16 protein-coding genes are annotated in these 19,463 nt (G+C 57.6%); 10 read left to right on the top strand and 6 right to left on the bottom strand.

The genetic code is table 11. The annotated features are described in order from the left end of the window. Positions 1-10: 10 nt before the first annotated feature. Genes mnmG through G3572_RS17900 form a run of 4 tightly spaced genes read left to right on the top strand, consistent with a single transcriptional unit; the run spans position 11 to position 4,233 of the window. Positions 11-1,876: a tRNA uridine-5-carboxymethylaminomethyl(34) synthesis enzyme MnmG gene (mnmG, locus tag G3572_RS17915; protein ID WP_164614458.1), complete on the top strand. Its 1,866-nt coding sequence runs from the start codon at positions 11-13 to the stop codon at positions 1,874-1,876. Then, positions 1,876-2,496, top strand: coding sequence for a 16S rRNA (guanine(527)-N(7))-methyltransferase RsmG (gene rsmG, locus G3572_RS17910; protein ID WP_164614456.1), 621 nt, complete (start codon positions 1,876-1,878; stop codon positions 2,494-2,496). Before mnmG ends, rsmG begins: the two co-directional genes overlap by 1 nt. Further along, on the top strand, positions 2,489-3,301 hold the full coding sequence (locus tag G3572_RS17905; protein WP_164614454.1) for a ParA family protein: 813 nt from the start codon (positions 2,489-2,491) through the stop codon (positions 3,299-3,301). Before rsmG ends, G3572_RS17905 begins: the two co-directional genes overlap by 8 nt. A gap of 17 nt (positions 3,302-3,318) precedes the next feature. Further along, entirely contained in the window at positions 3,319-4,233 is a 915-nt protein-coding gene (locus G3572_RS17900; RefSeq protein ID WP_164614452.1) for a ParB/RepB/Spo0J family partition protein, read from the top strand. A gap of 2 nt (positions 4,234-4,235) precedes the next feature. Here the strand turns inward: G3572_RS17900 and hemW are convergent, their stop codons facing one another. From hemW to rph, 3 genes are read right to left on the bottom strand one after another with little or no spacing between them, the layout of a single operon-like run. Further along, positions 4,236-5,390, bottom strand: coding sequence for a radical SAM family heme chaperone HemW (gene hemW, locus G3572_RS17895; RefSeq protein WP_164614451.1), 1,155 nt, complete (start codon positions 5,388-5,390; stop codon positions 4,236-4,238). Between the two features lie 27 nt (positions 5,391-5,417). Then, positions 5,418-6,002 carry an RdgB/HAM1 family non-canonical purine NTP pyrophosphatase gene (rdgB, locus tag G3572_RS17890; RefSeq protein WP_240335620.1) on the bottom strand — a complete coding sequence of 195 codons (585 nt, stop codon included), beginning with the start codon at positions 6,000-6,002 and terminating at the stop codon, positions 5,418-5,420. A gap of 25 nt (positions 6,003-6,027) precedes the next feature. Then, positions 6,028-6,744 (bottom strand): ribonuclease PH, encoded by a 717-nt coding sequence (gene rph, locus G3572_RS17885; RefSeq protein WP_164614447.1) that lies wholly within the window; start codon positions 6,742-6,744, stop codon positions 6,028-6,030. Positions 6,745-6,857: 113 nt separating this feature from the next. Between rph and hrcA the strand changes: the two genes are divergently transcribed. Both hrcA and G3572_RS17875 read left to right on the top strand, forming a co-directional pair. Continuing rightward, positions 6,858-7,928 (top strand): heat-inducible transcriptional repressor HrcA, encoded by a 1,071-nt coding sequence (gene hrcA, locus G3572_RS17880; protein ID WP_164614445.1) that lies wholly within the window; start codon positions 6,858-6,860, stop codon positions 7,926-7,928. A 31-nt stretch (positions 7,929-7,959) separates the two neighbouring features. Beyond that, positions 7,960-8,493, top strand: coding sequence for a nucleotide exchange factor GrpE (locus tag G3572_RS17875; protein ID WP_164614443.1), 534 nt, complete (start codon positions 7,960-7,962; stop codon positions 8,491-8,493). Between the two features lie 316 nt (positions 8,494-8,809). Here G3572_RS17875 and mutS read toward each other — a convergent pair whose 3' ends face one another. Then, positions 8,810-11,410, bottom strand: a complete 2,601-nt coding sequence (gene mutS / locus G3572_RS17870) for a DNA mismatch repair protein MutS (RefSeq protein ID WP_240335619.1) — start codon at positions 11,408-11,410, stop codon at positions 8,810-8,812. A 154-nt stretch (positions 11,411-11,564) separates the two neighbouring features. Between mutS and G3572_RS17865 the strand changes: the two genes are divergently transcribed. Next, positions 11,565-13,280 (top strand): glycosyltransferase 61 family protein, encoded by a 1,716-nt coding sequence (locus tag G3572_RS17865; protein ID WP_164614441.1) that lies wholly within the window; start codon positions 11,565-11,567, stop codon positions 13,278-13,280. A 75-nt stretch (positions 13,281-13,355) separates the two neighbouring features. Further along, positions 13,356-15,617, top strand: a complete 2,262-nt coding sequence (locus G3572_RS17860) for an NADP-dependent malic enzyme (protein ID WP_164614439.1) — start codon at positions 13,356-13,358, stop codon at positions 15,615-15,617. A 34-nt stretch (positions 15,618-15,651) separates the two neighbouring features. Here G3572_RS17860 and msrA read toward each other — a convergent pair whose 3' ends face one another. After that, on the bottom strand, positions 15,652-16,281 hold the full coding sequence (gene msrA, locus G3572_RS17855) for a peptide-methionine (S)-S-oxide reductase MsrA (protein WP_164614437.1): 630 nt from the start codon (positions 16,279-16,281) through the stop codon (positions 15,652-15,654). Between the two features lie 142 nt (positions 16,282-16,423). On the opposite strand from msrA, the gene G3572_RS17850 reads away from it, so the two are divergent. Next, on the top strand, positions 16,424-17,323 hold the full coding sequence (locus G3572_RS17850; RefSeq protein WP_164614548.1) for a D-amino acid aminotransferase: 900 nt from the start codon (positions 16,424-16,426) through the stop codon (positions 17,321-17,323). Positions 17,324-17,399: 76 nt separating this feature from the next. Next, the gene (locus G3572_RS17845) at positions 17,400-18,116 is read left to right on the top strand and encodes a sulfotransferase-like domain-containing protein (protein ID WP_240335618.1); all 717 of its coding nucleotides are present in this window, start codon (positions 17,400-17,402) and stop codon (positions 18,114-18,116) included. Positions 18,117-18,166: 50 nt separating this feature from the next. On the opposite strand, the gene G3572_RS17840 is transcribed toward G3572_RS17845, so the two are convergent. Then, complete coding sequence (locus tag G3572_RS17840) at positions 18,167-19,417, bottom strand: argininosuccinate synthase (RefSeq protein ID WP_164614435.1); 1,251 nt, start codon at positions 19,415-19,417, stop codon at positions 18,167-18,169. Positions 19,418-19,463: the final 46 nt, after the last annotated feature.

The following is a 19,463-nucleotide window of genomic DNA, read 5'->3' as shown; positions in this document are numbered from 1 at the left end:
GTTGTTTCACGTGAAACATTTCGATGTTATCGTTGTGGGCGGCGGGCACGCCGGTACTGAGGCTGCGCTGGCGGCCGCTCGGGCGGGGGTCACCGTGGCCCTGATCACACAAAAATTGGATGCGATTGGGCTTTTGTCCTGTAACCCTGCGATCGGAGGGCTTGGGAAGGGTCACTTGGTGCGTGAGATTGACGCATTGGATGGATTGATGGGTCGGGCAGCCGATGCAGCAGGGATCCAGTTCAGATTGCTTAATCGGCGAAAGGGTCCTGCGGTTCAGGGTCCGAGAGCGCAAGTGGATCGGGCGCTATATCGTTCCTTTGTGCAGGAAGAAGTTCGGGCTCAAGCGGGCTTGTCGCTGGTTGAGGGAGAAGTGGTTGACCTCGTGACTCTGGAGCATCGGGTTACGGGCGTGCTGTTGCGTGGCGGAGAAAGAATTGGTGCCCGAGCGGTTGTTCTGACAACCGGCACGTTTCTTAACGGCGTGATCCATATCGGGGACAAACGTCAATCCGGGGGAAGGATGGGCCATGATGCGTCAATCCCTCTCGGCGATCGGCTCAACGATCTTGGTCTCAAGCGAGGCCGACTTAAAACCGGAACGCCTCCGAGGTTGGATGGGCGGACGATCAATTGGGATATCCTGGAAATGCAGGCGGGCGATGAAGACCCGGTCCTCTTTTCCTTTTTAAACCACAAGCCAGTGGCGCGACAGATCTCGTGCGGCATCACGAGAACAAATGAGCGCACACATGACATCATTCGAGAGAATCTGTCGCGCTCTGCCATGTACGGAGGCCACATCGAAGGGGTTGGACCGCGCTATTGTCCTTCCATCGAGGATAAAGTTACGCGGTTTTCCGATAAGGACAGTCATCAGGTCTTTCTTGAGCCAGAGGGTCTAAGCGATCATACTGTTTATCCTAATGGCATTTCGTCATCGCTTCCATTTGATGTACAGCAGTCCTACGTCTCTTCCATTGAAGGACTTGAGAAGGCGGTTATCCTTCAACCAGCCTATGCCATCGAATATGATTTTTTTGACCCGCGCGCTTTGTCAGCTGCGCTAGAACTCAAGGAAATCAAAGGATTTTTCTTGGCTGGCCAGATTAACGGGACAACCGGATATGAAGAAGCGGCCGCTCAGGGTCTCTGCGCAGGTTTGAATGCTGCCATGGTTGCAAAGGGGGAGCCGGAAGTCATTTTTCATCGTGCTGACAGCTACATTGGCGTTCTGACGGATGATTTGCGTTCCCGAGGTGTAACTGAGCCGTATCGGATGTTTACTTCCCGCGCCGAATATCGGTTGTCCTTGCGCGCGGACAATGCAGACCAGCGGTTGACACCAAGAGGAGTAGATCTGGGTATCGTCAGTGATGTGCGACAAAAAGCGTTTTCCACCAAAGCGGAAGCGTTGGCGAATGCGAAACAAGCATTGCAGATGATCACATTCACACCGCGCGATCTGCTTTCCTTTGGGCTACAGGTGAGCGCCGATGGCTCGCGTCGAACCGCTCTTGAGGTTTTAGGCGCGTATCCGATGTCGGCAGAAGATCAAAATAGGCTGGTTCCGCACCTGAGCGCACTTGATTCCAGCATTCGGGAGCAAGTCCTGCGAGACGCTGCCTATGGGCGTTACCTTGATCGGCAAGACGCGCAGATATCTCAGCTTAAGCGTGAGGAAGCTACGGCTATACCCTGTGATTTTCCCTACGCAACGCTGTCAGGTCTCTCGGGCGAGCTTAAATCAAAGCTTATGAGGTGTAGGCCAGCAAGTCTCGCGGAGGCTGCTAAGATCGAAGGAATGACTCCGGCGGGTTTGGCTCTAATCTTGGCGAACCTTCGCAAATATACTGCACTGAAGGCGGTGCCTTGATGGCACAAAAGTCGACGTCTGCCGAGCGGATTGTTTCACGTGAAACAGATGAGAAGCTTCTGCTTCTGGAGCGCTTGGTCCAAAAGTGGAATCCGATCATCAATCTTGTGTCGAAGGAAAGCTTGAAGACCATTAGATCGCGTCATATCGACGATTCTATGCAGATATTTCGTCTCGCACATTTCCGCGGCGGTGTTTGGTGTGATCTCGGGAGTGGCGGCGGATTTCCGGGTCTGGTTGTCGCGATTATGATGGCTGAAGAGGGTGTCGGAGGTCGGGTTGTGCTCGTGGAGGCTGATCAGCGTAAGTCCGCATTTTTACGCGAGGCTGCCCGCCAATTGGAGGTCACAGTAGAGGTCTTTACGGAGAGGATCGAAAGGGTCCCGCCTTTAGGAGCGGCGGTGTTGTCGGCGCGCGCGTTGGCGGGCTTGCCGCGGCTGTGCGAATTCGCGAACTTGCATATGGCGACAAATGGAGTTGCTCTTTTCCCCAAGGGCGTTCGTTACCAGGATGAGATCACTCAGGCGAAGGCGGCATGGGTCTTTGACCTTACGGTGCACCAGAGCGTGACGGAGCGAGCATCTGCAGTCTTGGAGATAAGGAATATCCGGCATGTCTGAGTCGAACTCACGCCGTTCTCCAAAGGTTATCGCTGTTGCCAATCAAAAGGGCGGAGTGGGGAAGACTACAACGACCATCAATCTTGCTGCTGGGCTCAGCGAGTTCGGATACAAGGTTTTGGTCATCGACTTTGACCCACAAGGAAATGCGTCGACTGGTCTGGGCGTCTCCCCGGAGGCACGAGGCAAGACCAGCTACGATCTATTACTTGAGCAAGCGCTGATAACAGATCTTTGTCAAAACTCTACAGTGCCTGGAATCAGCGTTTGCCCGGCGAACGCTGACTTAGCGTCTGCGGACATTGAACTCGTTTCCAGCGAAAAGCGCTCGTTTCTCCTGGCCGATGCTGTTTCGGAAGCCAGTTTTCTAGCTGCCGGGTTCGACTTCGTCCTGGTTGATTGTCCGCCATCGCTGTCATTGTTGACAGTTAATGCTCTCGTCGCGGCAGAATCCGTGCTTGTCCCCCTCCAGAGTGAGTTTTTTGCTCTGGAGGGGCTGTCACAGCTAATGCTCACGATTCGAGACATTCGCAAGTCTGCAAATCCTCGCCTTAGAATTGAGGGGGTGCTCATAACCATGGCGGACAGCCGAAATCGGCTCTCGCAGCAAGTGGAGGCAGATGCGCGCGCCAACTTGGGTGATATGGTTTTTGCTACCACGATTCCGCGAAATGTAAGAGTTTCCGAAGCGCCATCCTTTGCATTGCCTGTATTGCAATATGACCCGACGTCGAAAGGTGCAGAGGCATATCGCCGGCTTGCTCTAGAAGTCATCTCACGTCGCTCTAGCGGCCGTGCTGCCTAAAAAAAGAAAGAAGTCTCATGGAAAAGAAGGCAGAACGAAAAGGGTTGGGCCGCGGACTGTCAGCCTTGATGGCCGATGTAAATCTCATCAAGGGTGATATGGATGGCAAAAGCCCTGCCGGGACTTCGGCGGATGCAATGGTGCCGATCGAAAGGATTGTCCCGAATCCAAACCAACCAAGGCGCGACTTTGATGCAGGCCTTCTTGAAGAACTCGCAGCCTCAATCCGGGGAAGAGGGATTATCCAGCCCCTTGTCGTTCGTCCAATAAAAGCTTCTCATTCCTACGAGATCATTGCTGGAGAAAGGCGTTGGCGCGCGGCACAGATGGCGCGTCTTCACGCAGTTCCTGTGGTCATCCGAGAGTTTTCGGATGATGAAGTCCTTGAAATTGCAATTATCGAGAATATCCAGCGCGCAGATCTGAACGCAGTTGAAGAAGCGCTCGGATTCAAGCAGCTTATGGAAAACTACGGCCATACCCAGGAAAAGCTGGCCGAAGCTCTATCCAAAAGCCGGTCTCACGTCGCGAACACCATGCGACTGCTCGCTTTGCCGGAAGACGTGTTAACAATGATACGGTCGGGTAAACTCACGGCCGGCCACGCCCGTGCCTTGATTGGCGCCCCTGACCCGTTGTCGCTTGCACAAAAAGTCGTGAACTCGGCTCTTTCCGTGCGAGAAACGGAGAAGCTGGTCCGCCAAGTTGCGAACGGAGGCAACAAGAAAGGCAGCAATCCTCGTAAAACAGAAAAGGATGCGGATACCCGGGCCATCGAATCTGATCTAAGTGCAAACCTAGGGATGGGTGTATCCATCGATCATGACGTTTCGGGTGAGGGCGGCACGCTGCGGATCAGGTACCGAGACCTTGAGCAGCTTGACATGATCTGCCAAGTGCTCTCGGTGGTGCCGCGAGATTTCGCAAGCTGATGTTAACCTGCAACCAGCTTGCGCAAAACCGCGTTTAGAACTAGGCGCCCGGAGGCAGTTGCCCTTAACCGGCCATCAGCGACGGTCACAAGCCCCAAATCGTCAAGTTCACTTATCGGTTGTTGGGGTAAGTCATTCCCTGCAATAGCGCGATAATCAGTAAGATCAATACCTTCAGAAAGTCTTAGCCCCATCATAATGAATTCGGCAGCTTGGTCTTCCCGAGAAATAGGTTCCAAACCGAGCTTCGCGTTTGTCTTCACATCTTGAAGCCAAGTTGTGGGAGCCAATGGCCGCGTTGTGGCGAATCTTTCGCCATTTCCCTTGGTGATTCTGCCGTGCGCCCCCGGGCCTACGCCCACATAATCTCCACCCCGCCAATAGATCAGATTGTGACGCGACTCTTCGCCGGATCGGGCATGGTTTGATACCTCATAGGCATTATATCCCGCATCTGAGCAGATCTCTTGGGTAAGCTCATACATCTCCGCCGCTACATCCTCGACTGGCAGTCCGCGAAGAAGCCCGCGATCATATCTTGCGCCAAAGACTGTTCCGGGCTCGATCGTCAACTGATACAGCGACAGATGACCGCCTGCGAGTTTCAGCGCCTCGACCAGCTCACTTCGCCACTGCCCGATCGTTTGATCTTGCCGCGCGTAGATGAGATCAAAGCTCGTGCGATCAAAAACTTGCTGCGAAACCTCAATTGCACGTCTGGCTTCATGCGCATCGTGAAGCCGTCCCAGCCGTCTGAGATCATTGTCATTGAGTGCCTGGACGCCGACGGAAACGCGATTTACGCCAGCAGTTTTGAACGCCTGAAATTTGTCGATTTCGACGGAGGTTGGGTTCGCTTCAAGCGTAATTTCGACATTGTTGGCGATTTTCCAAAGCTGCGCGGCATCATCAATGATGGCCTCAACAGTTGCGGGGTCCATCAGTGAGGGTGTCCCCCCACCGAAAAAGATGCTGCTTAGAACCCGATCTGGGGAAAGCTCGGCATAGCGCCTCATTTCAGCGAGGAAGGCAACTCGCCAAACATCATGATCCACCTTCGCTGAAACATGGCTATTGAAGTCACAGTAAGGACATTTCGATTGGCAGAATGGCCAGTGCACATAAAGTCCGAAACCCGCAGATTGCCATCGTTCCATCATGCTCATCCAATCAGAGGGCGGGTTTCACGTGAAACAATTTGCGATTAATTTGCGGAATGCATCCGCGCGGTGACTGATCTGGCCCTTTTTCGCGAGGTCCATTTCTGCGAAGGTTTCCTCGTATCCGTCAGGTTGAAAAATGGGGTCATAACCATGCCCCTCCGCGCCCCGCATTGGCCAGACCAGCCTACCTGAAATGCTGCCCTCGAAAACCATATCCTCGCCATCGGGCCAAGCGAGCACCAGTGTGCACCGAAACTGCGCTGTTCGTGGTTCTGTCGCGTTGATGTCTTCGCAGGCCTGCCATGTCCGCGTCATAGCCAGCTTGAAATCGCGCCCTGATCCGGTCTCCGCCCAATCGGCAGTATAAACACCCGGTGCGCCTGCCAGAGCATCGACGCAAATGCCGGAATCATCCGCAAGGGCTGGTAGCCCAGTCGCTAGCGCTGCAGCATGGGCCTTTATGCGGGCATTGCCAACAAAGCTGTTCTCAGTTTCGGCGGGTTCGGGCAAACCAAAAGCCGCAGCAGAAACCACTTCCACGCCGTAAGGCGCGAGCAGCGCGGTGATTTCTTCGAGCTTGCCTTGATTATGGGTTGCAATCAGCAACGTCTTACCCAGCGTATGCAACCCACTAACCTCCAATTGCGCTCAGCTGCGCCTCGACCAAGCGCTTTGCGCCGGCTTCTGCCAGGCCAAGCAATTCAAGCATTTCCTCTCTAGAAAAAGATGCTCCCTCCGCAGACATCTGCACCTCGACCAGACGGCCGCGACCCGTCACTACAAAGTTGCCATCCGTTCCGGCTGCAGAGTCCTCTGGATAATCGAGGTCAAGCACAGGCTGACCTGCATAAATGCCGCAAGAAATCGCTGCGACATGATCCAGAATAGGATCGCTCACGATGGTGCCTGCCGCCAATAACTTGTTCACGGCCAGACGAAGCGCAACCCAGCCGCCAGTGATCGCAGCGCAGCGCGTACCGCCGTCCGCCTGCAACACATCGCAGTCAATCACGATCTGCCGCTCGCCAAGTGCGCTACGATCTACGCCCGCGCGCAAAGATCTTCCGATAAGCCTTTGAATTTCTTGTGTTCTTCCAGACTGCTTTCCAAGGACCGCCTCTCTGCGCGTCCTGCTGTTGGTCGCGCGTGGAAGCATGCCATATTCTGCGGTGACCCACCCAAGCCCCGTGTTCTTCAAAAAAGACGGAGCCTTGTCTTCAATCGTCGCAGAGCATAACACATGCGTGTTACCGATCTTGATCAGGCATGAACCTTCCGCGTGCCGCATCACGTTGGTTTCAATAGAAACGGGGCGCATTTGGTCCAGTTGTCGGCCAGAGGGACGCATGTTTTTTTCCTTTCCGTCGGTCCAAGCCAGATATGCGCCTGACCGCAGTCTATGCAACCCCGATTGACCATCGCGTGGATCGGAATAGTCTGATGCGTTGAAAGGAGTGTCACATGACCGAAGGTGCGAATCTGCTTTCAGAAATGAATGATCGGTCTCGTGAAGTGTTCCGTCGCGTGGTTGAAGGCTATCTGACCAATGGTGAGCCGGTCGGCTCCCGAAGCCTGACGCGCAGCATGTCCGAAAAGGTCTCGGCGGCGACCATTCGCAACGTCATGCAGGATCTCGAGTATCTCGGGCTGCTCGATAGTCCCCACGTCTCCGCCGGTCGGATACCGACTCAGCGCGGGCTACGCATGTTTGTCGACGGTCTGCTCGAGGTGGGCGCGGTGGCGCAGGAAGATCGCGAAAAGATCGATGCCACACTCGGCAGTTCGGACAATGATGTGGCATCGTTGCTCGATCAGGTCGGCTCAGCCCTGTCCGGCATCACGCGCGGCGCAAGTCTCGTGCTTTCGCCCAAGCGCGAGGCGCCCATCAAGCATATCGAGTTTGTCAGCCTGTCGCCCGAGCGCGCCCTTGTCGTGTTGGTCTTTGCAGACGGCCATGTCGAAAATCGGTTGTTCACCCCGCCGCCGGGCCAGACGCCCTCTTCGATGAGAGAGGCGGCCAATTTTCTTAACGCCCTTGCCGAAGGCCGCACGCTGTCCGATCTGCGGCGCACAATGACGCAAGACATCGATCGTCACCGGCAGGAAATTGACGTTCTGGCCCGGGAGTTGGTGGAAAGCGGCATTGCCATTTGGGAAAACAGCGGCACGCAAGGAGAACGGCTGATCGTCAGGGGCCGCGCGAATTTGCTGGAGGCTGCCACTGAAGGCCCCGAAATCGAGCGTATCCGCAGTTTGTTCGATGATCTTGAGCGCAAGCGGGACATCGCAGACTTTCTCGAGTTGACCGAGACGGGCGACGGTGTGCGCATTTTTATCGGTTCGGAGAACAAGCTTTTCTCACTTTCGGGTTCCTCTCTGGTGGTCTCTCCCTATATGAACGCTGATCGAAAGATCATCGGTGCCGTTGGCGTCATTGGTCCGACGCGGCTGAATTATGGTCGCATCGTTCCGATTGTCGACTACACGGCACAGCTTGTCGGCCGGCTGGTGTCCGAGCGCGGCAAGGGATGATCGCCCGAGTATTTGTGTAAGGAAGACAAAAATGGCCCAGGAAAACCCGAGCGCCGAGGCAACAGAGATCGAAGAGATCGAGGAATTCATCGAAGCGGAAGAGCTTGAGGCTTTGCGCGCTGAACGTGACGAATTGCGGGATCGGTTCATGCGTGCACTCGCAGATGCGGAAAACTCGCGCAAGCGGGCAGACCGCGATCGCAGGGAGGCCGAGCAGTATGGCAGCACCCGGCTGGCCCGTGATCTTTTGCCGGTGTTTGACAACCTGAAACGGGCGCTCGACTCGGCTACAGATGAAACCCGCACCCAGGCGGCCGCTTTGATCGAGGGCGTCGAACTTACGCTGCGCGAATTGATCAACGTGATGACCAAACACGGCGTGACGCCGATCTCGCCGGTCGCGGGCGATGCGTTTGACCCGCAGTTGCATCAGGCAATGTTCGAGGCACCCGTCCCGGGAACAAAGGCGGGCGAGATCATTCAGGTGATGACCGATGGCTTCATGTTGCACGACCGGCTTTTGCGGCCCGCGCAGGTGGGCGTTTCCTCCACGCCTGCAAACTGACATTTGCTGCCTGAAGGCAGGCACGATCCACGCTGCATGACGCCTCTAGGTGCCTCGAATGGCCGGACGATCAACGTAATCGTCCGGCAACTCGTCATGAAAGTTTCACTGCTTTAAGTCCTATTGCCGATTTTCAATGCCGTGGCGCTCTGGTCAGCGCGTAGGGTCGGCCAATGCTACATCAGGCGTCCGTGTGCGGCTTCGCGTCCCGCTTGGACTTCTTCAGTCTCGCCAGCATGCAGTCCTTGTGCAACCCGGATGTGAAGCGCGCTTGACAGCAACGCAACCGAAGCAAAGAAAAAGATGAAACTTTTATCTAAAGCAGCTGCTTTAGATCATAGACAAGGCGGAGCGCATCCATCGGCGTGAGTTCATCGGGTTGTATATCGCGCAGCCGTGTCTCTACCGCCGAGGTTTTGGCGGCAGGGCCGGGCGCGGGGCGCGGCGGGGCGGCCCGGAAAAGGGGCAGGTCGTCGATCAGCGCAGATTGCTTGGGCGCATCCCGCTCCCCCTTTTCGAGCGCCTCCAGAACCGCTTTGGCTCGGTCGACCACCGATTGGGGTAAACCCGCCAAGCGGGCCACCTGAACGCCATAGCTTCTGTCTGCCGCTCCCTTGCGCACCTCGTGCAGGAAAATCACATCGCCTTCCCACTCTTTCACGGCAACCGTGGCGTTCTCGACACCTTCCAGCTTGCCAGCAAGGGCGGTCATTTCGTGGTAGTGGGTCGCGAACAGGGCCCGGCAACGATTGGTTTCGTGCAGGTGCTCGAGCGTTGCCCAAGCGATCGACAATCCGTCATAGGTCGCAGTGCCGCGGCCAATCTCGTCAAGAATGACAATCGCCCGATCATCTGCCTGATTCAGAATCGCCGCGGTTTCAACCATTTCCACCATAAAGGTGGACCGTCCTCGTGCGAGATCATCGGCGGCGCCGACCCGGCTGAACAGCTGGCTGACCAGCCCGATATGTGCCTCTGCTGCCGGCACAAAACTGCCCGCCTGCGCCAACAGCGCGATCAGCGCATTCTGGCGCAAGAATGTCGACTTACCCGCCATGTTTGGCCCTGTCAGAAGCCAGATAGCAGGGGTCTGCGCCTCGGTCAGGCAGCAATCATTGGCAACAAATGGGCCAGCGCCTTGCCGCTTCAGGGCGCGTTCCACCACGGGGTGGCGCCCCGCGACGATCTTGAAGGCGTGGCTTGCGTCAACCACAGGCTCTGACCAGTTTTCCGCCGCCGCCAGATCAGCAAGGCCGCAAGCCAGATCAATCTCGGCAAGCGCCCGCGCAGCCGCACCTATAGGCCCAGACTGATCAAGCACTGCCCGCCGCAGGTTTTCGTAATGCTGCTTTTCAAGCTCCAGCGCATGATTGCCCGCGTTCAAGATCCGCGTCTCGATCTCATTCAAATCAACTGTGGTAAAGCGGACTTGTCCTGCGGTCGTCTGGCGGTGGATGAAGACATCGGGTTTTGCGCGCATCGCGGCTTCATGCGTCGGGGTGACCTCGATGAAGTAACCCAGCACGTTGTTATGCTTGATTTTCAACCCGGCAACACCCGACAGTTCGCAATAGTCTGCCTGCATCCTGCCGATAACCGACCGCCCTTCGTCCCGTAGGGCGCGGGTCTGGTCCAGTGCATCATCATATCCGCTGGCGATGAAACCGCCGTCCCGCGCCATCTGCGGTGGTTCTGCCACCAGCGCATCTTCAAGCATGCCAACCAAAGCGTCCTGACCCAACAACGCGTCGGCGGCTTCTGCCAGCAATGTCGGCGCGTCCTGCATCAATGGATAAATTGCTCCAGCCTGCGCAAGACCTGCGCGTATCGCCGCAAGATCACGCGGGCCGCCACGATCCAGCGCAAGGCGAGACAGGGCGCGGTCCATATCCGGCACGCGGCGCAGATGGCCCCGCAGCGTTTCGCGCAAGCCTGCCTGCTCGACCAGATGCCTCACCGCTTCGTGACGCGCACGAATGACGTTCAGGTCGCAAGAGGGGGCCGAGATGCGCCGCTCCAGCAACCGCGCACCAGCGGGCGTGACCGTCCGATCTATGGCAAGCAACAGCGACCCTTCACGGCCACCAGAGAGCGCCTGTGTCAGTTCGAGGTTGCGGCGCGTCGCGAAATCTATCTGCATCGCTCCGCCGACAGGCTCCCGCACGGGCGGGCGAAGCAGCGGCAATTTTCCGCGCTGCGTCAGATCAAGATAGTCGACCAAAGCTCCCATCGCCGAGATCTCGGCGCGGTCAAAGGTTCCAAATGCCTCCAACGACCCCACGCCAAACAGAGCGCAAAGCCGCTTTTCCGCCGATACAGAATCAAAACTGCCCCTTGAAAGTGGCGTCAGCGCGGCCCCCATATCCTCTGCGATTGGCGCAATGTCTCGGTCGTGTATCTCGCTGACCAACACTTCGCGCGGGGCCAGCCTTGCCAATTCGGGGGCCACTCTGGTCAAGGCGCAAGGCATGACGCGCAACTCGCCGGTTGAGATGTCAGCCCATGCGAGCGCTGCCTTGTCGCGCACTTCGGCCCATGCGGCCAGATAGTTGTGCCGGCGCGCATCGAGCAATGCTTCTTCGGTCAGGGTGCCGGGGGTGACCAGCCGGACCACATCGCGCCGCACCACCGATTTTGATCCACGCTTCTTGGCTTCGGCCGGGTCTTCCAGTTGCTCCGCGATAGCGACGCGAAACCCTTTGCGGATCAGCGTCAACAGATAGCCTTCTGCTGCATGCACAGGGACCCCGCACATGGGAATGGGCTCACCCAGGTGGAACCCGCGCTTTGTCAGCGCAATATCGAGGGCTTCGGCGGCTGCCAGCGCGTCCTCAAAGAACATCTCGTAAAAATCGCCCATGCGATAGAACAGCAAAGCACCGGGGTTTGCCTCTCTGATCTCAAGATACTGGGCCATCATAGGCGTTACGTTGGCGTCTTCCTGCGGCACGCTTGGTCCCCCTGCTGCGGGTCAGACCCTACAAAACGACTGGGCTGGGGGAAAGGGCTATCCCGACTGGACCCATCTGCCTTCCATGCTAGGGTGCTGGTGCGGACAGCGAGGAGGCAAGGTGCGCAATCAGATCGATCATTCAGGGGAGCCCGTGGCGCTGTTCCTCGATCCTGCGCGCGATGCCGGCGTGGGCTTCCTGACGCCTCCGCCTTTCTGGTGGCGGCTTCGCGACGCGTCGCAAATCGATGCTTTTGCGGCTTCCGCCGACGAGGGCATGAATGCGCGGATCGAAGCGCATGTGCGGCAAGTCAAGCGGCATCGATCCTTTAACCAGGTGATAGAGTTTCCAGTGGTCGCCACGCTGCTAGAGCGTGCGGAATTTCGTAAATCCTATACGATGGCGCATGGTAAAGCGCTTCTCAACGGTGCGGCCGGCGCGCGGTTGATGAACCGTTTTGACTGGGAAAGGGGGGAAGACGCATCTGCGTCGCTCAGTGCGTATTTTGCTGCCTGTCAGGCTGCCAATGACGTAGCGCGCCTGCCCGTTGCTGATATGCCCCAAGATGCCGATTTCGCGCTGGGGTGCCGCAACACCTTCAACTATTTCCACTTCCTGACAGAAACCTTGCCCCAGCTTACGGTGCTGGACGAAATCGAGTTTCAGGGTCGCATCTTTCTTCACTTCCCGAACCACCCCGAGAAGACAAGGCCTTTTGTTCTGGGCTTCATCAGGGCCTTGTTCCCCGAGTTGGCCGACCGGTTGGTGCTGGAAAGAGCGCCAAGAGACTACCCCAGAGTTTTGACCGCCTTCAGCTTTCAATGGGCCTATTTCCAGTTCCCCTCCCAAGTGGTCGGCTCTCTCGACCCGCTTGCCCCGTCTGATCTCTCTTGGCATGGGCACACTGGTTCGCGAACGACACGCGCCGTTCTGGCGATGAATTCGGTGGAAAGCAGCCTGCTTTCCCTCCGCGCTCGCGGGTTGGCTGCGGTAGAACATCGGGCCTTCGACCACCTGCCAAAACGGGTCTATATCTGCCGAAAGACCGGCGAGGCGCGTGACCGGAAACTGCGGGGTGAGGCTGCGCTTCTGGAACTGCTCACCGTTTTCGGCTTTGAAGCCGTCGCGCTGGAAGACCTTTCGCCGCTTGACCAGATCGCCCTGATGGCACGGGCAGAAATAGTGGTGACCGCACATGGCGCAGGCTTGGCGAATATGGTCTTCGCAAATCGTGATGCCACCGTGATCGAGATTGGCACCTTGCAGACGGCACAGATCAGATGGGGCGATTTCTGGCCCGCTGCGCATGTGTCGGGCTGTCGATATGTCTCTTTTGTGGCGGATCATGACTGTGACAATCCGCTGGAGGTGCCGGATTTCAACCTGGTCGGTCTAGTGCCGGTTCACCTGTCCGAGCGTGGGCTTGGACGCCTGATGGCGTTCGTCGCAACCCTCTGCGGCCATGCGCCGCGACTGGACAGAGCCGAAGACGTGGCGCGGCTCGCCATGCAGCTCCTGCGCGCAGGTCATGTGGAGCGCGCAGACGCCGTGCTGGAGCGGCATCGCGACATGCAGCACGGGCACGCCGGCCTTTGTCTGGCGCAGGCCGATGTGCATAAGGCGCGTGGTGAATGGGGTGCAGAACTGATCGCACTTTATGAGGCGCGGCAGGCTGATCCGTCACGTTGGCAAACATTGGCGCAGGTTTTGTGGTGTGCGCGCCGCCTGAACAAGGTTGAGGTGCAGGTTTGGGCCATCCGGGTCTTGCAGGCCGAATTCCCTGATCGCATCGCAGAACTCGCCAAAGGGCGCGACTGGGTTCAGCAACTTCTCTAGCCGATGTTTGTGCAGATTGTGCGCATCGTCTGGCCTCGCTATGACGAACCAAACCCATCAAGGAACATATGGCCCATGTCCTCGAAAAACCGTGTTACCCCTGAAGAAGCGCTTGCCTACCACCTGGAACCGCGTCCGGGCAAATATGATGTTGTCGCCTCGACCCCTATGGCAACACAGCGCGACCTTAGCCTTGCTTACAGCCCCGGTGTGGCTGTGCCGGTACAGGCAATCGCCGACAATCCGGCGCTGGCCTATGACTACACGGTCAAGGGCAACATGGTTGCGGTGATCTCCAACGGCACAGCTATTCTTGGCATGGGCAACCTTGGCGCGCTGGCGTCGAAACCGGTGATGGAAGGCAAGGCGGTGCTTTTCAAGCGCTTCGCCGACGTCAACGCGATCGACATCGAACTTGATACCGAAGACCCTGATGAAATCATCAAGGCCGTGTCGCTGATGGGTCCGACCTTTGGTGGCATCAACCTTGAAGATATCAAGGCGCCCGAATGTTTCATCATCGAACAGCGCCTCAAGGAGATCATGGACATTCCCGTGTTCCACGACGACCAGCATGGCACGGCGGTTATCTGTGCTGCGGGTCTCATCAATGCGCTGGAGTTGTCAGGCAAACGGATTGAAGACTGCCGCATCGTTCTGAACGGGGCAGGGGCCGCGGGTATTGCTTGCCTTGAATTGCTGAAAAGCATGGGTGCCAAGCACGACAACTGCATCATGTGCGACACCAAGGGTGTGATCTATCAGGGCCGCACCGAGGGCATGAACCAGTGGAAGTCCGCCCATGCCGCCAACACCCCGCTCCGCACTCTGGAAGAGGCGATGGCGGGCGCCGATGTGTTTCTGGGGGTTTCCGCAAAAGGTGCGGTAACGCCGGAAATGGTGTCTAGCATGGCCGAAAACCCTGTCATTTTCGCCATGGCAAACCCTGACCCCGAAATCACTCCGGAAGAGGCGCATGCCGTGCGCCCCGATGCCATCGTCGCGACAGGGCGTTCCGACTATCCCAACCAGGTCAACAACGTTCTCGGCTTTCCCTATCTTTTCCGCGGTGCGCTCGATATCCACGCCCGCGCGATCAATGATGAAATGAAGATTGCTTGCGCCCGCGCGCTGGCCGCGCTTGCGCGTGAAGACGTTCCAGATGAAGTGGCCATGGCCTACGGACGAAAGCTGTCCTTCGGGCGCGACTATATTATCCCGACCCCTTTCGATCCGAGGTTGATCTATGTGATCCCTCCCGCAGTCGCAAAGGCTGGAATGGATACCGGCGTGGCGCGGCGGCCAATCATCGACCTGAAGGCCTATGAACAAAGCCTGAAGTCCCGCATGGACCCCACCGCCAGCATCCTGCAGGGCGTCCATGCCCGGGCGAAGCAATCGCAGGCGCGGATGATCTTTGCCGAAGGCGATGATCCGCGCGTGCTGCGTGCCGCGGTGGCCTATCAACGGGCTGGTCTGGGCAAGGCAATCGTGGTGGGGCGAGAGCCTGACGTGCGCGAAAAGCTTGAGGCCGCAGGATTGGGCGACGCTGTGCGAGAGTTGGACGTGGTAAACGCAGCCAATACCCGTCATTTGGAAACGTATAAGGACTTTCTCTACAAGCGTTTGCAGCGCAACGGCCATGATGCGGAAGACATTCACCGCCTTGCCGCCCGCGACCGCCATGTGTTCTCTGCATTGATGCTGCAACATGGCCATGGTGACGGTCTGGTAACCGGCGTCACCCGAAAGTCTGCGCACATCCTGTCGCTGATCAATCATGTGTTTGATGCGACCGCAGCCGATGGCGCGGTTGGCGTCACGGCGCTGCTGCACAAAGGCCGGATCGTGCTCATCGCCGACACGCTGGTGCAGGAATGGCCGGAACCAGAGGATCTTGCGACCATCGCGATCCGTTCGGCGGGCGTCGCGCGGTCTCTGGGACTCGAGCCTCGGGTCGCCTTCGTGTCATTCTCGACCTTTGGCTATCCGGTCTCTGAACGGGCTACGAAAATGCACGCAGCGCCCCGCCTTCTCGACAAGATGGGCGTTGACTTCGAATACGAAGGCGAGATGACCGTCGATGTCGCCCTGAACCTTGATCAGATGAGGAACTATCCGTTCTGCCGCCTGACAGGTCCGGCCAACATCCTTGTGGTCCCGGCGCGCCATTCGGCGAGCATTTCTGTCAAGCTGATGCAGGAAATGGCAGGGGCAACCGTGATCGGGCCAATCCTTACGGGCGTAAAAAAGCCGATCCAGATTTGTTCTACGAACTCGACGGTGAACGATATCCTGAACATGGCGGTCATGGCGGCCTGCAAGATTGGCCAGTAAAAGCAAAAGGCCCGCCAGACCGGCGGGCCTTGTTTTACTTGGCAAAGGCAGCCTGTCTGCCCCACAACTGCTTTACCCGCGCATCGCGTCCACAGGCCTGCCGATAGAATGTATAGGCATTCTTCTTCTGCTTCGGCCCTGAGCGGGTTATCACGATCTCTGAACTTTTATAGTAATCCTGATGATATGCCTCGGCCTTCCAGAAGATGCTTGCAGGCAAAACAGGGGTCACGATCTTCTGGCCTAGTGCTCGGCCCGCCTCTGCCACCGCCGCTTCCGCTGCCGCCTTTTGTGCAGCGTTAGACACGAAAATAGCGGTGCGATAGCTTGCCCCCCGATCACAGAACTGCCCACCTGCATCTGTCACATCGACAGACCGGAGAAACATCGCGATGATCTGCGCATAGCTGATCTTGCTGGTGTCGAAAGTGATCTCGACTGCCTCGTAATGGCCGTCATGGTTTTTGTAGGTCGGGTTCTGCAAGCTGCCGCCTGTATAACCGGACACCACAGAGCGGACGCCTTCGACCTTTTCGAAATCGGCCTCGACACACCAGAAGCATCCTCCGGCGACAATGGCTCGCTCCGTTGCCGCATGCGCTCCGGTGGTGGCCAACAGCCCCAGCAGCACGATGGCCGTAAGTATCGACATCATTCTGTGCATCTCGCACTCCTCTTTACTGTGGCCAAGGTTCACCCGTCCGATGCTGGCGTCCACTCACCCTGACGTGATGTCACGCAGTGGTGATCCTCCCTCTTTCCCTCCTGCGACGCTGCGCATAGCCTGCGCCAAAATGGAGGACAGGATGACTGACGATGTTTCGACCCATCAGGCCGAAGAAGACGCGCGCAACGAAGCCATTCTGATCTGGGTGAATGGCGCGCTCCGCCCAAAGTCCGAGGCCTTTGTTTCGGTTTACGATTCGGGTTTCATGCTGGGAGACGGCGTCTGGGAGGGGATCAGGCTTTACAACAACCGTTGGACCTTTCTTGACGAACATATGGATCGGCTTTTTGAAGCGGCCAAGGCCATCGACCTCGACATCGGGATGGCGCGGGACGAGTTGATCGCCGCGGTCCTTGAAACGCAGGCCGCAAACCAGATGACAACCGATGCCCACGCCAGGCTCATGGTCACCCGCGGCATCAAGACCCGCCCGTTTCAGCACCCCAGACTGTCCCGTCAGGGTCCGACGGTGGTAATCATTATGGAGCATTCGCGCCAAAAGTTGCCGCGCCCCATTCGCCTTGCGACAGTGCCGCATCTGCGTGGCCTGCCGATGACACAAGATCCCAAGCTGAATTCACATTCCAAGCTGAACTGCATCCTCGCCTGTATTGCCGCCGAAAAGGCCGGCGCGGATGAGGCATTGATGCTTGATGTGCATGGATTCGTGAACACCACCAACGCCTGCAACTTCTTTGTTGTGAAAAAGGGGCAGGTTTGGACCAGCACGGGCGACTACTGCATGAACGGTATCACCCGTCAGAAGGTCATCGATCTGTGCCGCAGCAACGACATACCGGTGTTTGAGCGTAACTTCACCCTTGTCGATACCTACAGCGCCGATGAGGCTTTCCTGACCGGAACATTCGGCGCCCAAACGCCGGTCGGGGTGATTGACGGCCGCCAGATCGGCACCGGCCAGATCGGCCCCGTAACGGAGCGCATCCGCGGGCTTTACAAAACGCTTGTCGGCGCGTGACGCCAAATCTTCACAATTTCCAACGGGCCGCAGGCTGTGAACGCGCTGGCGCCGACCGATCATCAGGAGTCTCACCATGAAAATCGCGATGTGGTCCGGGCCGCGCAATTTGTCGACCGCGCTAATGTATGCCTTCGCCGCGCGCGGAGATTGCGCAGTCTGGGACGAGCCTTTCTATGCCGCCTATCTGCGCGAAACCGGCATTGATCATCCGATGCGCCCCGAAATCATCGCAAACCACGAATCCGATCCCGCCAAGGTCGCTGCCGGCTGCATCGGGAAGATTCCGAAGCAGCAGAGCCTTTTTTACCAGAAGCACATGACGCTCCACATGATCCCGCAGTTTGATCGCGGCTTCATGCGTCACCTTGCGAATGTCTTCCTTATCCGCCATCCGGCCCGTGTCGTGGCGTCTTACGCGAAAAAGCGGGAAGGTCCGACACTGATGGATATCGGGTTTGTCCAGCAGGCGCAGTTGTTCGATGAGGTGGCAGAATGGTCCGGTCATCCGCCGCCGGTCATTGACAGCGCCGACATACGCGCAAACCCCCGGTCTGCATTGACGCGACTTTGCGCTGCCTTGGGAATTCCCTTTACAGACAAGATGCTGTCCTGGCCTGTCGGTCCGAAACCCTGCGATGGTGTCTGGGCGCCGCATTGGTATGGCGCTGTCCATAGGTCTTCCGGCTTTGAAGATCCGGAAGGTCCGTTGCCCGAATTGGACGACGCCTACCAAAAGATCGTCGATCAGGCGCTGCCCTTTTATCAGAAACTGGTCGCTCACAAGATGTAAAAAAGGGGCCGATCAGTCGGCCCCTTTTTCAGCAAGAACATTTGCGCAGCTTAGCTCTTTCCGGCAACACGGGCGTTGCGGTTGGCGATCAGCTTGAGCCGCAGGGCGTTCAGGCGGATGAACCCTGCCGCATCTTTCTGGTCGTAAGCCCCCGCGTCGTCTTCGAAGGTCACATGCGCCTCGGAATAGAGCGAATGGTCCGACCAACGGCCGACGCAGTTGACCGATCCCTTGTAAAGCTTCAGGCGCACCGTTCCCGTCACATGCTCTTGGCTCTTGTCGATCAATGCCTGCAGCATTTCACGCTCGGGCGAGAACCAGAAGCCGTTGTAGATCAGTTCGGCATAGCGGGGCATGATCGAGTCTTTCAGATGGCCAGCGCCCGCGTCGAGCGTGATCTGCTCGATCCCGCGATGCGCTTCCAACAGAACCGTGCCGCCCGGGGTTTCATAGATCCCGCGCGATTTCATGCCCACAAAGCGGTTTTCCACGAAGTCGAGACGGCCGATCCCATGCTTGCCGCCGATTTCGTTCAGGCGCGTAAGGATGGTGGCAGGCGAGAGAGCCTCACCATTGATTGCCACCGCATCGCCACGCTCAAAAGCGATCTCGATGTATTCCGGCGTATCCGGTGCGGCTTCGGGGGCAACAGTGCGCTGATACACATAATCAGGCGCCTGCTCGGCAGGGTTTTCCAGCGCCTTTCCCTCGGAGGACGTGTGCAGCAGGTTCGCGTCCACCGAGAACGGGGCCTCCCCGCGCTTGTCCTTTGCAATCGGAATCTGGTTCGCCTCGGCGAATTCGAGCAACTTCGTGCGGCTGGTCAGATCCCATTCCCGCCAAGGCGCAATGACGCGGATCGACGGATCAAGCGCATAGGCCGAAAGCTCGAACCGGACCTGGTCATTGCCTTTGCCGGTTGCACCATGGGCCACTGCATCAGCGCCATGCTGGTGGGCTATGTCGACCAGATGCTTCGAGATCAACGGCCGCGCAATGGAGGTGCCCAGCAGGTAAAGACCTTCGTAAACCGCGTTTGCCCGGAACATCGGGAACACATAGTCACGCACAAACTCTTCGCGCACGTCGACAATGTGGATGTTTTCTGGCTTGATCCCGAGCAAGATCGCCTTTTCGCGGGCGGGTTCCAACTCTTCTCCCTGACCCAGATCGGCGGTGAAGGTGATGACTTCACATCCGTATTCTGTTTGCAGCCATTTCAGGATGATAGAGGTGTCCAGACCGCCGGAATAGGCAAGGACGACTTTTTTCGGGTTCGATACGGGCTTGGATTGTGACATGGGGACGCTCCCTTTGGGATTTGCGCGGGTCTAAGGCGAAATCCGG

Origin of the sequence: Pseudotabrizicola algicola (genome assembly GCF_010915705.1) — a bacterium.
GTDB lineage: Bacteria > Pseudomonadota > Alphaproteobacteria > Rhodobacterales > Rhodobacteraceae > Pseudotabrizicola > Pseudotabrizicola algicola.
Note: the sequence above shows the minus strand (reverse complement) of the source record. Positions and strands in the feature narration are given on the sequence as shown.

What these genes read in the sequence shown, in the direction of transcription:
- msrA (WP_164614437.1), bottom strand. Translation starts at nt 16,281, where the DNA reads ATGCACAGAATGATGTCGATACTTACGGCCATCGTGCTGCTGGGGCTG.
- G3572_RS17860 (WP_164614439.1), top strand. Translation starts at nt 13,356, where the DNA reads ATGTCCTCGAAAAACCGTGTTACCCCTGAAGAAGCGCTTGCCTACCAC.
- hrcA (WP_164614445.1), top strand. Translation starts at nt 6,858, where the DNA reads ATGACCGAAGGTGCGAATCTGCTTTCAGAAATGAATGATCGGTCTCGT.
- mutS (WP_240335619.1), bottom strand. Translation starts at nt 11,410, where the DNA reads ATGGCCCAGTATCTTGAGATCAGAGAGGCAAACCCCGGTGCTTTGCTG.
- hemW (WP_164614451.1), bottom strand. Translation starts at nt 5,390, where the DNA reads ATGGAACGATGGCAATCTGCGGGTTTCGGACTTTATGTGCACTGGCCA.
- G3572_RS17840 (WP_164614435.1), bottom strand. Translation starts at nt 19,417, where the DNA reads ATGTCACAATCCAAGCCCGTATCGAACCCGAAAAAAGTCGTCCTTGCC.
- G3572_RS17900 (WP_164614452.1), top strand. Translation starts at nt 3,319, where the DNA reads ATGGAAAAGAAGGCAGAACGAAAAGGGTTGGGCCGCGGACTGTCAGCC.
- G3572_RS17875 (WP_164614443.1), top strand. Translation starts at nt 7,960, where the DNA reads ATGGCCCAGGAAAACCCGAGCGCCGAGGCAACAGAGATCGAAGAGATC.
- G3572_RS17905 (WP_164614454.1), top strand. Translation starts at nt 2,489, where the DNA reads ATGTCTGAGTCGAACTCACGCCGTTCTCCAAAGGTTATCGCTGTTGCC.
- rsmG (WP_164614456.1), top strand. Translation starts at nt 1,876, where the DNA reads ATGGCACAAAAGTCGACGTCTGCCGAGCGGATTGTTTCACGTGAAACA.
- G3572_RS17845 (WP_240335618.1), top strand. Translation starts at nt 17,400, where the DNA reads ATGAAAATCGCGATGTGGTCCGGGCCGCGCAATTTGTCGACCGCGCTA.
- G3572_RS17850 (WP_164614548.1), top strand. Translation starts at nt 16,424, where the DNA reads ATGACTGACGATGTTTCGACCCATCAGGCCGAAGAAGACGCGCGCAAC.
- rph (WP_164614447.1), bottom strand. Translation starts at nt 6,744, where the DNA reads ATGCGTCCCTCTGGCCGACAACTGGACCAAATGCGCCCCGTTTCTATT.